Origin of the sequence: Candidatus Ruthia endofausta (assembly GCF_013342985.1) — a bacterium.
GTDB classification, from domain to species: domain Bacteria; phylum Pseudomonadota; class Gammaproteobacteria; order PS1; family Pseudothioglobaceae; genus Ruthia; species Ruthia endofausta.
On sequence record NZ_CP054490.1, the window covers coordinates 149,550 to 162,177 of the forward strand.

Sequence of the window (12,628 nt, forward strand, 5' to 3'; positions counted from 1 at the left end):
CTTTAATGGTAGTTACCTCCTCTGCTTGGATAATTTGGTTTTTATATCGACCTCTTAAATCCAATAAAATTAATCTTGAAAGTTCTAATATTACCCTAGGCAAACAAAAATTACTAGAACTTGAGCAAGATTTACACCAGAATTTGATTGATGAGAAACAATTCAACCAAGCCAAAGAAGAGATTTCAACAACACTGGCTATTGAACTTCAAGAAGTGAGTAATATTCAAAATAATGCCAGCAATAACACATGGGTTTTGATATTAATATTGGTATTATTGCCTGTTATGTCCATTAGTGTTTATCAATATTTGACACCAGAGAGTAACATGAGTCAACCACTTGAAAGTGCAGAAAAGCCATTAAGTTTAGAGCAAAGCGCTAACAAAATTGTGCAGTATTTGCAAACTAACAAGGATGATTCCGAGGCTTGGAGAATGCTCGGGCTTACATATTTTGAACTTGGAAAATTAGACTTATCAATAGATGCCTATGAAGAGTCTTATCAAATTAACCCTAAAGACCCAAGATTGTTAGTTGAATATGCCTCTATGATGATTAGTGCTAGTGACAATCAATTTTCAGACCACTCTGTTAAATTAATTAAACAAGCTCTAGAGATTGAGCCAAACGCACCAGACGCCTTGTATTTAGCAGGTATGTTTGCCGTGAGCCAACGAGACTTTATTTTGACCAAAGGGCTTTGGCAACGTGCACTTAGTGCCCTGCCAGAGGATAGTATTGACCGAGTGGCTTTGGTTAATATTTTATCTGAGCTAAAAGCGGCTGAAGGGAATAAGAACACGCCTAAGCGTTTTGTTAGTGTGCGTGTCGATGTGTCTGACAAGATACTAAAGTCAAGGTCTAGCGAAGATTTTATCATGATTTATGTCAAAGCAGTCAAGGGCAAACCAATGCCAATTGCGATTAAAAAAATCAAGCTAAAAGATTTTACAGGCCAGATGGTTTTAACCGACCAAGATTCTGTTATACAAGGCAATCAACTGTCAACCCACGAGCAAGTGATTGCAGTAGTGCGTATTAGCGCAACTGGCTCCGCCATGCGAGGTGTGGGCGATATACAAGTGCTTAGCAAAGCTATTAATGTGGCTGATAATCCATCCATTCACTTGGAAGTAAAATAACCCTATGAGTGAAACCTTAGCATTAGCAAAAAAGCTCGTTAGTATAGATTCGTTCACCCCGAAAGACAAAGGTTGCCAGTCCATTATGAGCAATTATTTGAGCCATCTTAATTTTAAAATTATTGATTTAAAATTTGGCGAGGTTGATAATTTTTGGGCAGTACGTGGTCAGCAATCTCCTGTGTTTGTGTTTGCAGGGCATACCGATGTCGTGCCTGTGGGTGATGAGTCAAAATGGTACACACCGCCTTTTTCTGCCCAAGTTAAAGATGGCATGTTGCATGGCCGTGGAACAGCTGACATGAAGGGCTCTTTGGCAGCTATGCTTAGTGCCACGGATAGATTTGTTAAAGATTATCCTAATCATAAAGGCTCAATTGGGTATTTAATCACCTCTGACGAGGAAGGCCCTGCTACTGATGGCACTGTTAAAGTTGCGCAGTACTTAAAAGAAATCAATCAAACCGTTGATTATTGCTTAGTGGGCGAGCCATCAGCCACTAATGAGCTAGGAGATGTGATTAAAAATGGTCGTCGCGGTTCTCTAAATGGCATTTTAAAAGTCATTGGAAAACAAGGGCATATTGCCTATCCGCATTTGGCAAATAATCCTATCCACTTACTCATACCAGCGTTAGATGATTTGTGCAATGAGGTTTGGGATGAGGGTAATGAGTATTTTCCAGCCACCAGTTTTCAAATCTCTAATATCCACTCAGGTACAGGAGTTACTAACGTTATTCCAGATGAAAGTGATGTTATTTTTAACTTTCGTTATTCCACGAAAAACACTCATGAGCAATTGCAAAGCCGAGTCTGCGTGATTTTAGACAAGCATAATTTTGAGTATCAAATTACTTGGAAGCATTCTGGTCACCCCTTTTTAACCCCAAAGGGTGAATTGGTTAATGCCTGTGTTGATGCGATTAAAACCGTCAAAAATATAAACACCCAACTATCCACCTCAGGCGGCACTTCTGATGGGCGTTTCATTGCACCAATTTTAAAGGCTCAAGTGGTAGAATTAGGTCCTTTGAATGCCACCATTCATCAAGTTGATGAATGCGTATCTACCCAAGACTTAGAAGATTTGAGCGATATTTATTATCATGTTTTAAGAAACATACTCACCTAGCCTATGCGCTTTGATGTTATCACCCTATTCCCTGATATGTTTAATTCCATTAAGGATGAAGGTGTTATTGCACGCGCCATCAAAAAATCACACCTCTCAATCCACACTTGGCAACTCAGAGAGTTTAGCAACAACAAATACAAAAATATTGACGATAAACCCTATGGTGGTGGTGGTGGCATGGTGATGCAAGTCAAGCCTATTCGTGATTGTATTAACAAAATCAAACAAGCCAACCCAAAAACAAAAGTTATTTATCTATCACCACAAGGACAACTACTTAAGCATAAATTAGCTAAAGAATTATCTACGCTTGACTCAATTACTCTACTATGTGGGCGCTATGAAGGCGTAGACGAACGCATTATTGAGTATGATATTGATATGGAAATATCCATTGGCGATTATGTTATTAGTGGTGGTGAATTAGCAGCTATGGTACTTATTGACACGGTTAGTCGGCAAATTCCAAACGTACTTGGCAATGTTGATTCATTAAACGACTCTTTTACAAATAATTTACTAGACTATCCGCACTATACACGCCCTAAAGTTATTGATAACCAAGCAGTGCCTGAAGTATTACTAAGTGGACATCAAGCTAATATTGATACTTGGAGAAAAGAACAATCCATCAAAAAAACCCAAAAAAAACGCAAGGATTTGTTGTCTATCTATAAAAACTGCCTACAATAATCGGCATCCTTTATGGAAAAATGCAGTTTAAGTTATGATAGCTTGTTATCTTTATAGTGTTGTTTTTATAGATGGATAAAAAAATGATTATTGGGGTTCCAAGAGAAATTAAAAATAATGAATATCGTGTAGAGATGGATGCCTGAGTCGGTTTTTAGTGCAACAAAAACAGGGCATAAAGTGTTGGTCAATTCTGGTGCTAGTCTGTATTGCTTATGAAACTATTACTGATGACCAAGGCGAACTACCACTACTTAAGCCTATGAGCCAAGTGGCAGGGCGCTCGTCTATTCAAGTTGATGCTGGCGCTTTGGAAAAAACCATAGCAGTAGAGGGGTTTTGTTGGGTGGTGTTAGCGGTGTTGTTTCAGCAAGTGCTATGATTATTGGGTGAGGTATTGTTGGTTTATAAGCAGATGTAACAATTCTTGATACTAATGCCTATACGGCGGAAAAACTTAGTAATTGTTTTAGTGCTAAGGTACGTGTCTTGCATTCTAATGATAGTATATTAAAAGCGCATATTGCTAGAACCGATCTTATTATTGGTGGTGTTTTAATTGCTGGGGCGAAAGCGCCAAAGGTCATTAATAAAACTATGTTATCTTCCATGAAACAAGGCAGTGTTTTAGTTGATGTTGCCATTGATCAAGGCGGTTGTTTTGAGACTTCTTATACGACCACGCACGAGGCCTGGACCCAGCCTATGTTATAGATGAGTGTTGTGCACTATTGTGTTGCTAATATGCCAGGCGCCATTCCAATCACCTTTACTTATGCACTTAATAATGCAACCCTTTCAGGGCTTCTTGCCATTGCCAATCAGGGTTGAAAAAAAGCACTAAGCAATGATAAGCATTTGTTAAATGGATTGAATATTTGCCAAGGAAAGGTTACTTATAAAGCTTGTTGCCAATAATTTGGGATATAAATATACCGAAACAAACACATTGCTTACGTCTTCGAAAAGATAATGGGAATTGCCGCCTGTCCCTATTATTTGCGCATAACATTTTTTATTTAGCCTACTTTACAACAATCTTACGATATAAATTTCAAGTTCATTAAACCTAAACCCCAATCTTGTGTCAATGATTATATATCAGCTATAAATGGTTTAATTGTTTTTTTAAGTATCTATAAAAGGCCGCTATGGGCTATTGCTTTTTTTCTAAATAATTTCTATAATCAGGCGATGTATGGCAATGAAAATTGCATGATGGTTTAGATTAATGACGAAAATAGGAGAGAAATATGAAGTTTGTGACAGCGATTTTAAGACCGCATAAATTAGACGATGTTAGGGAGGCGTTATCCGAAGTTGGTGTGTCTGGCGTAACGGTGACTGAAGTGAGAGGTTTTGGTCGTCAAAAAGGACATACAGAGTTGTATCGAGGAGCGGAGTATCAAATTGACTTCTTGCCTAAAATTAAATTAGAAATTGCGATTGAAGCTTCAAGACTTGATGAAGTGATTGGGGTGATTAGTAATGTGGCTAATTCTGGTAAAGTAGGTGATGGCAAAATCTTTGTGACTAATTTAGACAAGGTGATTCGTATTCGTACAGGCGAAATTGATAAAGACGCGCTTTAAGGAGTTAGCAATGAAGAAAATATTAACAATATTGATGTGTCTGCCAATGGGTGTGTTTGCACAAGATATTAATGGCGCTGATACGGCTTGGATAATGACATCAATAGCTCTGGTGTTGTTTATGACATTGCCAGGTTTGGCGTTATTTTATGGTGGACTAGTTCGCACTAATAATATCTTATCAATACTAATGCAGTGTTTTGCTATTACGGGCATTATTAGTATTTTGTGGTTTGTAGTGGGTTATTCTATTGCTTTTTCAGGTGATAACCCTTACTTTGGTAATTTTTCTAATGTACTTTTGACACAAGTCAGTATAAATACAGTCAATGGCTCAATTCCAGAATCTTTGTTTATCATGTTTCAAATGACATTTGCCATTATTACTCCGGCTTTGATTATTGGTAGCTATGCAGAAAGAATGAAATTTTCAGCGGTGTTATTATTTAGTTCTATTTGGTTATTAGTGGTTTATGCACCTATTACACATTGGGTGTGGGGTGGCGGGTGGCTAGAGAATGTGCTTGACTATGCTGGTGGTATAGTTGTTCATATTACTGCAGGTATTGCGGCGTTAGTAGCGGCTATTGTTTTAGGTCCTAGAAAAGATTTTTTTAAAAAACCTATACCACCGCACAACATGACCATGACCATTACGGGTGCGGCGATGTTGTGGGTTGGTTGGTTTGGTTTTAACGGTGGTTCTGCTTTGACAGCAGGTGGGGATGCGGCGATGGCTATTTTGGTGACGCACATCTCAGCAGCAACGGCTGCGATTACGTGGATGTTTTACGAGTGGATTAAATTTGGCAAACCAACTGCATTAGGTACAGTAACAGGCATGGTCGCAGGCTTGGGGACAATTACACCAGCCTCAGGTTTTGTAGGCCCTACAGGTGCTTTAGTAATTGGATTTATTGCGGGTATTGTGTGTTTTAATGCGGTGATTATCATCAAGCAAAAATTTAAAATTGATGATTCATTAGATGTATTTCCTGTGCATGGTGTGGGTGGTATTATTGGTACCTTAATGGCAGGATTTTTTGCCTCTAAAGAGTTGGGTATTTTTTCTGGACAAGGTGGCTGGGACCATGAGGCAATTGTGATTTCTGATCAATTACAAATTCAATTTACAGGTGTAGTAGCAACGGTTGTTTATACGGCTGTTGTCACTTATCTTATTCTTAAAGTGGTGGATGCTATAACGGGTTTAAGAGTGAGTGAAGAGGAGGAACAACAGGGTTTGGATATTGTTTCTCATGAAGAAAAAGGCTACGATTTGTAAGCCAAACTAAGCTTAATTGAACCTGCTAATTGTTAGGCTATCTAGCAGGTTTTTTTTATGTTGGTAAAAACGGATTCGTATATAATGAAACCATTGCATTAACTCATTTCAATTTATGAAACGTATAAAACAGTACCTTTTCTACCCAAAAACTCCTCAAATAGCTGGTTATTTTCTTTATTTTTGGATGAAAAATGCACTATGCTCTACATTTTTCTAAGTCGCACTGAGTTAATGCAATGGTTTCAATTCACACTAATTAGTTTTATTAAGTAATCAAAGTGCGCATAAATCACCCACTAACTGGCTCAATGGTTGCTCTAATCACCCCGATGTTTAATGATGGGTCGATAGATTTTGGTGCGCTAAGATCATTGGTGGCGTTTCATATTGATGCTGGTACCAAGGCAATTGTCTCGATGGGCACCACAGGTGAGAATGCAACGCTTAACCGGGATGAGCATATTGAAGTGATGCGGGCAACGGTTGAATATGCTAATTCGTATATTCCAGTCATTGTTGGCACAGGTGCAAACTCGACTTCTGAAGCTATTGAACTTACTAAAGCTGCTAAAGCAATTGGTGCGGATGCTTGCCTTTTAGTCACACCGTATTACAATAGGCCGACTCAAGAGGGGTTATATCAGCATTATAAGTTGATTGCTGAAACAGTAGATATTGATCAAATTTTATATAATGTGCCCAGTAGAACGGCAGTTGACCTCTGTGTAGAAACAACACTTCGTTTGTCCAACATTGATAATATCATTGGCATTAAAGATGCAACGGGTGATTTGAATGTTGCAAAGGTATTGATTGAACAATGTGCAGATGATTTTTTGCTTTATAGTGGCAATGATGCAACAGCGGTTGAATTTATTTTAATGGGCGGACATGGTGGTATCTCTGTGACGGCTAATGTTGCACCAAAGCAGGTAGCTTCTGCCTATCAATTTGCGTTTGAGAGTGACAGAGAATTAGCAGAATTAACCAATGCAGTACTGACTGATTTGCATCAACATTTGTTTATTGAGTCTAATCCAATTCCTGTTAAATGGGCAATGTTTAAAATGGGCAAGTGCAATCATGGTATTCGTTTACCCTTAACGATATTATCACAACAAGCTCAAGCAATGCTAAAGCAAGATTTATCCAATTTAAGAGTTATATAATAATGGTAATCAGAAAATTAACAACATTGCTTTTGGTGTTTTCTTTAGGTGGTTGTATTTCTTCAGGTAGTAAAGAAATACAAAAACAAGACGGACTTGGCGAAAGAGACATTAAATATTATTCAAATAAAACATTAACTTCTTTAGAAATCCCACCGGATTTGACTAAACCTAGTGCCCAAAATTCCTTAAAGTTAAGTGAGTATGTTGCTAATATTCAAGAGGATTTGATTAGTTTTTCTGAAAAAAATAGCGTAATTAAAGAAGCTTCAAGTGTTTTAAAAACGTTTTCTAATGTTGAGGTGAAGAAATCCGGTAGTCTTCGTTGGCTAGTGGTTGATAAAAAACCAGATGCAGTGTGGGGGCTGGCCAAAAGTTTCTTTAAATCTCACGGCTTTATTATCAAGAAAGCTAATAAAGAAATTGGCGTTATGGAGACTGATTTTTTAGAGAACCATCCAGAAATTCCTGATCAATCTTTGGGTTTTATTCATTCTATGCTTAGAAAGGTAACAAAAACTAGATATACACTACCGATTGCTGATAAATATAGACTTCGTATTGAGTCGACTGACAATGGCAATAAAACTGAGATTTATTTATCACTTACTTCAATGCAAAAAGTATTAATCAATAAAGGTAGTGATGATGAAAATACTATTTGGCAATCCGAAGTCAAAGATCACACACTTGAAACAGAGATGCTATACCGATTAATGATCTTTTTAGGTAGTGACCATGCACTTGCTAGAGAGAAGATTATGGCCGCTAAAGGACGACAAAAGTTAACGGTGAAGGTTGCTAAAAGTATTAGTGGTTATGCCAAGTTGATGTTCTTATTAACGCAATATGAAACTTGGAATAATGTCGGCTGGGCGTTGGACCAACTTGGTATTGATGTTGAGGATAAAGATGTTAAAGAAGGTAGTTTTTATATCAATATTGTTAAAGAAGAGGATAAGGGTATATTCTCAAGATTGTTTGGCGATGATGCGATTAAAAAATCTTTTCAAATTGTTGTTAGGCAAGTTGGTAGCAATATAACAGAAGTTTATTTTAACGATTTGTCTGAAGAGAATAAGCAAGCAACAATTGACTTTAGTTATCAATTCTTAGGCGATATTGCCAAGCAGTTTTAGTTAAATAAAGGGTGATATTGTCGCAAGACATTGTTGATAAACTTACCCACCAAGAGATATTGACGGATGAGTTATTAGATGAAGAATTAGCACAATTTTGCCAAATAGCCAATCTAGCTTATCGAGCTGGAAAGCCTATTATTAGCGACCAAGACTATGATTTTATTTATCTTGCTGCACTTAAGGATAGAGACCCCAACAATTTGTTACTCAAATCTATAGAGCCAGAGGGGTGGTCTTTTTCTGAGGAAAAAGTCTTATTACCAAAGGAAATGCTTTCCATTGACAAGGCGTATTCATGGGGTGAAATAAGCAAATGGATAGAACGGTTAAAAAAATCAGCTATGCAGATTGGGCTGGGTTTGAGTGACATTCAAATTAAAGCCACTCCTAAACTAGATGGTTTTGCTGGATTTGATGATGGTAATCGGCTTTACACACGGGGTGATGGTAAAAAAGGCAGCGATATTTCCCGGGTATTCGAGCGAGGTTTGTGTGTTTTTAACGATGCTAAGCGTGGACTTGGTGCCGGTGAAATTGTGATTAAGAAAAGCTATTTTGAAAAATATTTAGCACACAGTTTTGAATACCCACGTAATTTTCAAGCTAGTCTTATTAAAGAAAAAGCCTTAAGTGAGCAAGCTCAAAAAGCCATTATAGACAAGGCCGCTTTGTTTTTTCCGTTTGTTCAATTACCTATTTGGTCAGGCTCTACAGCTGAAATGGTTGCTAAATTTGACCAAATTGTTGCTCAGGTGTTGGTGATGGTAGATTTTGATGTAGATGGTGTAGTTTTTGAGGTCATTAATGCTGATTTAAAAACACAAATGGGCGCTAATCGAAAATTCCACCGTTGGCAAATTGCCTTTAAAGAAAACAAAGACAAGGCACACGTTAAAGTGCTTAGTGTGACACCTCAAGTAGGGCGTAGTGGAAAAATAACCCCAGTAGTAGAATTAGAACCTACCTTGTTAAGCGGTGCAACTATTGTACGTGCAACAGGGCATCATTATGGGTTGGTGAAAGAGCAAGGCCTTGGTGTAGGTAGTGTAGTTGAGTTAACTCGTTCTGGGCTGGTTATCCCTAAAATTATATCCGTATTAAAGCCTATGCCTGTTGATATTCCTGATAATTGTCCAAGTTGTAGTAAGCTACTTGTTTGGGAATCAGACTTTTTAACGTGCATTAATCGTAAAAATTGTCCTGCTCAAATTGTTGGGAAAATGGCCTATTTTTTTAAGATACTGGCTAATAATGACGGTTTTGGTATTGTTACTATTAAAAAGCTATATGCATATGATATTAGATCAGTTTCACAAATTTATGCTTTAAATATAGAGCATTTAGTAACAATGGGGTTTGGCGAAAAAACCAGTATGAATCTTATTAACCAGCTAAATCGCTCTGTTAGTGAGCAGGTTGAAGACTGGCGTTTTTTAGCAGCATTTGGTGTACATCGAATGGGTTTGGGCAATTGTGAAAACCTTTTAAAGTTCCATTATCTGAATGATATTTTTAATTTAAATTTAGAGCAAATAGCTAATATTGACGGCTTTGCTGAATTAACAGCGCAAATAATTGTACAAGGGTTAATTCCTATTGCTGATGAGTTTAATCGATTATATCGATATGGTTTTAATTTGGAAACAACCTTATTAACCAAAAATTTACAAACATTAGCACATGAACTATTTGATAAAAGGATTGTTTTTACTGGTAAAATGAGTTATTCAAGAAATGATATGAAAAAACACGCTAAATCAATTGGTATTAAAGTTTCAATTACCATTAGTGCTAAAATAGATTATTTAGTTATTGGTGATAAAGTTGGACAAAAGAAAATCCAAGATGCTGAAAAATTTGGCGTGGCAGTAATGACTGAAGCTGATTATTTATCTAAAATTTAATTTTTATCAGTTTCATGATGGAGCTGAAAATAAGGCATTGAAGTCAGTCGTTAAGTTTGTATTTTTTTACAAGCATAATGACTGGCTTTTTTGTTTTTAAGAAAGGAAAAACTAAATGAAAATGGTAACAGCAATCATTAAACCGTTTAAGCTTAATGATGTTAGAGAGGTGCTTTCTGGTATGGGTGTTTCAGGTATTACAGCTATAGAAGTCAAAGGTTTTGGTCGTCAAAAAGGACATACAGAGCTTTATCGTGGTGCAGAATATACGGTGGATTTTTTACCCAAAGTTAAACTAGAAATTGTCATTGCAGCAAATCAAGTTGATGGCGTGGTTGAGGCTATTAGCACCGCTGCTAAATCAGAAGGTGAAGGAAAAATTGGCGATGGAAAAATATTTGTTTCATCATTAAAGCAAGTACTTCGTATTCGTACGGGTGAAACTGGCTCAGTAGTACTTAAGGGGCAACATGAAAAATACATTAATTGAAATGCAATTCGTCCTAGATAATTTTTAGTAATGGGCGGGTTGGTTATGTGGATGTCTGCTGGTTTTTCGATGCTAGAAGTGGGATTGGTTCGTAGTGAAAATACAGCTGAAATTTTGACCAGAAATATTGGACTGTTTGCGATTGCTTGTACGATGTACATGGTGGTTGGTTATGACATTATGTATGGTGGCGGTCATTTAGTGGCCAGTTAGGCACGTGTAGGAACATCTTTATCTGGGTATTTGGCAATTTCAATGATGTTGTGGTTAGCACTTAAAGTAGTGATGGGTATTCGAGTCTCTGAAGAAGAGAAGAATTCTCAGGTGTTGATATTTCAGAATGTGGCTTGAAGGCTTATCCTGAATTTGCCAAATAAAGATAACAAGTAATACAAAAAAAGTAAGCGTTTTTGATGCTTACTTTAAATAAAATTTTTAAAATTAAAACAAGACAAAAAAGATATTATTAGTAATTGGTTTAACCTCAATAATGAGTTTTACATCTTTAGCTGAAGAAGCACAATTGCCAATTAGTGATAATATTACTATTGCTAATGACTACATTTGGAGAGAACTAGCACAACATGTTGATAGTGCAAACAATTATGAGGAAGAAGTGACTATCTCAGGTGGATTGAATTATGATTTTAACAATGAATTTGCACTTGGGGGGTGATGGCGCAAATGATAATTTAGAATTATCAGGAACAGAGATCCACATTGGTATATGGCGATTATAAAGATAGTAATAAATACCATTCTATAACACTTACATAAATCTACGGGTGGACTTGATTATACCATTGCTTAGAATAGATCTAAACCAACAGATGGTGAATAGCGAGAGCTATGTTGTTTTTTAGTATCAGAAAAAGTTCTTAATGTATTAAAGAATTCTGTGTTACTAGCCAAGTTTGGTTTTATATAAAAAAATTGTTATAACTTTTATCAATAAAACATAAGGTATTCTGTCTTATGTTTTATTTGAATTTAAGAGAAATCAGGTAGAATGAAAGTTTTAATAAAAGATACTGAGGTATAAACATGCAAGTTCAAGATATTATGTCAACCAATGTAAAAACAGTTACCCCTAATCAGCTGGTCAAAGAGGTTGCTATTATTATGGTGATGGATCATATTAGTGGCGCACCAGTGGTGGATGATGATAACAATTTAGTCGGCATTATCTCTGAAAAAGATATTCTACAACACATGTTTCCAAAATTAGATGAAGTGATGAGTGATACGCATTTTGACTTTGAAAATATGGAGCATAATTACAAAGACACAATGAATGTTAAAGTCGGTAAATTGATGACTAAAGATGTCGCTAGTATTGATTTAAGCATGCCTTGTCTTAAGGCGGCATCAACCATGTGGCTTAGAAATTTCAGAAGAATCCCAGTAACTCACAACAATAAATTAGTTGGTATTGTTAGTATTGGTGACGTACATAGAGCTATTTTTAAATCACGCATTAAATGAATACCGCTTTAAAAATTATCCTAGTTGATAAAAATACAGGGCGCTCAGCTATGTTACGTAGGGCTTTGCAGGACAAGGGTCATGAAGTGATTTGTCGTATGAGCGACAGTGTAAATTTGCAAGATAGCAATGAAATGACCCATGTGGATGTGGTGATTGTTAATGCAGATATTCCTGATGAACAGGTATTTGCAAATTTAACAGATATTAACAAAACCAAACCCAGGCCTATTGTTATGTTTACCGAAGAATCAAACCCCGGGATGGCAAGTTCTGCCATTAAATCTGGCGTGAATGCTTATATTGTTGATGGGCTTGAAGAGAATAGAGTGCAACCCATTATTGATGTAGCAATTGCTAGATTTAGAGAGTTTCAAGCACTTAAAGACGAGCTGGATGCGACTCGTAATCAACTTTCAGAGCGTAAAGTAGTTGAAAAAGCCAAGGGCTTACTAATGCAGCATAAGGGTATTAATGAAGATGAGGCTTACCAATCGTTACGTAAAATGGCTATGAATAAAAACAAGCGCATTGTTGATGTGGCTGAAAGTGTGATTAACGCTTTTGAGTTGTTAGAGTAGA

Annotated in this window: 13 protein-coding genes and 2 pseudogenes; all 15 read left to right on the forward strand. The window is 36.8% G+C overall.

The features are described from left to right. The first annotated feature begins 5 nt into the window (after window positions 1-5). The 15 genes and pseudogenes from ccmI to HUE58_RS00860 all read left to right on the forward strand — a co-directional run bounded on the left by ccmI (window position 6) and on the right by HUE58_RS00860 (window position 12,627). Complete coding sequence (gene ccmI, locus HUE58_RS00795) at window positions 6-1,145, forward strand: c-type cytochrome biogenesis protein CcmI (protein WP_246260816.1); 1,140 nt, start codon at window positions 6-8, stop codon at window positions 1,143-1,145. 4 nt (window positions 1,146-1,149) lie between these two features. Then, window positions 1,150-2,280, forward strand: a complete 1,131-nt coding sequence (gene dapE / locus HUE58_RS00800; RefSeq protein WP_174605204.1) for a succinyl-diaminopimelate desuccinylase — start codon at window positions 1,150-1,152, stop codon at window positions 2,278-2,280. 3 nt (window positions 2,281-2,283) lie between these two features. Further along, on the forward strand, window positions 2,284-2,976 hold the full coding sequence (gene trmD / locus HUE58_RS00805) for a tRNA (guanosine(37)-N1)-methyltransferase TrmD (protein ID WP_174605205.1): 693 nt from the start codon (window positions 2,284-2,286) through the stop codon (window positions 2,974-2,976). Between the two features lie 157 nt (window positions 2,977-3,133). Further along, window positions 3,134-3,358, forward strand: coding sequence for a hypothetical protein (locus HUE58_RS06730; RefSeq protein ID WP_246260817.1), 225 nt, complete (start codon window positions 3,134-3,136; stop codon window positions 3,356-3,358). A gap of 41 nt (window positions 3,359-3,399) precedes the next feature. Further along, a pseudogene (locus tag HUE58_RS06735) lies at window positions 3,400-3,807 on the forward strand (hypothetical protein). A 422-nt stretch (window positions 3,808-4,229) separates the two neighbouring features. Next, the gene (locus tag HUE58_RS00815) at window positions 4,230-4,568 is read left to right on the forward strand and encodes a P-II family nitrogen regulator (protein WP_174605206.1); all 339 of its coding nucleotides are present in this window, start codon (window positions 4,230-4,232) and stop codon (window positions 4,566-4,568) included. A 10-nt stretch (window positions 4,569-4,578) separates the two neighbouring features. After that, complete coding sequence (locus tag HUE58_RS00820; protein WP_174605207.1) at window positions 4,579-5,853, forward strand: ammonium transporter; 1,275 nt, start codon at window positions 4,579-4,581, stop codon at window positions 5,851-5,853. Window positions 5,854-6,134: 281 nt separating this feature from the next. Beyond that, window positions 6,135-7,025: a 4-hydroxy-tetrahydrodipicolinate synthase gene (dapA, locus tag HUE58_RS00825; RefSeq protein ID WP_246260818.1), complete on the forward strand. Its 891-nt coding sequence runs from the start codon at window positions 6,135-6,137 to the stop codon at window positions 7,023-7,025. 2 nt (window positions 7,026-7,027) lie between these two features. Then, window positions 7,028-8,164, forward strand: coding sequence for an NlpB/DapX family lipoprotein (gene bamC / locus HUE58_RS00830; RefSeq protein WP_174605208.1), 1,137 nt, complete (start codon window positions 7,028-7,030; stop codon window positions 8,162-8,164). Between the two features lie 14 nt (window positions 8,165-8,178). Continuing rightward, window positions 8,179-10,071 (forward strand): NAD-dependent DNA ligase LigA, encoded by a 1,893-nt coding sequence (locus HUE58_RS00835; protein ID WP_174606202.1) that lies wholly within the window; start codon window positions 8,179-8,181, stop codon window positions 10,069-10,071. A 115-nt stretch (window positions 10,072-10,186) separates the two neighbouring features. Continuing rightward, complete coding sequence (locus HUE58_RS00840; protein WP_174605209.1) at window positions 10,187-10,561, forward strand: P-II family nitrogen regulator; 375 nt, start codon at window positions 10,187-10,189, stop codon at window positions 10,559-10,561. Then, a pseudogene (locus HUE58_RS00845) lies at window positions 10,542-10,756 on the forward strand (ammonium transporter); the annotation flags it as partial. The gene HUE58_RS00840 and the pseudogene HUE58_RS00845, both read left to right, overlap by 20 nt. A 295-nt stretch (window positions 10,757-11,051) precedes the next feature. Beyond that, window positions 11,052-11,237 (forward strand): hypothetical protein, encoded by a 186-nt coding sequence (locus HUE58_RS00850; protein ID WP_174605211.1) that lies wholly within the window; start codon window positions 11,052-11,054, stop codon window positions 11,235-11,237. Between the two features lie 368 nt (window positions 11,238-11,605). Next, window positions 11,606-12,046 carry a CBS domain-containing protein gene (locus HUE58_RS00855; RefSeq protein ID WP_174605212.1) on the forward strand — a complete coding sequence of 147 codons (441 nt, stop codon included), beginning with the start codon at window positions 11,606-11,608 and terminating at the stop codon, window positions 12,044-12,046. Then, on the forward strand, window positions 12,043-12,627 hold the full coding sequence (locus HUE58_RS00860) for an ANTAR domain-containing response regulator (protein WP_174605213.1): 585 nt from the start codon (window positions 12,043-12,045) through the stop codon (window positions 12,625-12,627). Before HUE58_RS00855 ends, HUE58_RS00860 begins: the two co-directional genes overlap by 4 nt. Window position 12,628: the final 1 nt, after the last annotated feature.

Coding starts and splice junctions, on each gene's coding strand:
- ccmI (WP_246260816.1), top strand. CDS start 6: ATGGTAGTTACCTCCTCTGCTTGGATAATTTGGTTTTTATATCGACCT.
- dapE (WP_174605204.1), top strand. CDS start 1,150: ATGAGTGAAACCTTAGCATTAGCAAAAAAGCTCGTTAGTATAGATTCG.
- trmD (WP_174605205.1), top strand. CDS start 2,284: ATGCGCTTTGATGTTATCACCCTATTCCCTGATATGTTTAATTCCATT.
- HUE58_RS00815 (WP_174605206.1), top strand. CDS start 4,230: ATGAAGTTTGTGACAGCGATTTTAAGACCGCATAAATTAGACGATGTT.
- HUE58_RS00820 (WP_174605207.1), top strand. CDS start 4,579: ATGAAGAAAATATTAACAATATTGATGTGTCTGCCAATGGGTGTGTTT.
- bamC (WP_174605208.1), top strand. CDS start 7,028: ATGGTAATCAGAAAATTAACAACATTGCTTTTGGTGTTTTCTTTAGGT.
- HUE58_RS00840 (WP_174605209.1), top strand. CDS start 10,187: ATGAAAATGGTAACAGCAATCATTAAACCGTTTAAGCTTAATGATGTT.
- HUE58_RS00850 (WP_174605211.1), top strand. CDS start 11,052: ATGAGTTTTACATCTTTAGCTGAAGAAGCACAATTGCCAATTAGTGAT.
- HUE58_RS00855 (WP_174605212.1), top strand. CDS start 11,606: ATGCAAGTTCAAGATATTATGTCAACCAATGTAAAAACAGTTACCCCT.
- HUE58_RS00860 (WP_174605213.1), top strand. CDS start 12,043: ATGAATACCGCTTTAAAAATTATCCTAGTTGATAAAAATACAGGGCGC.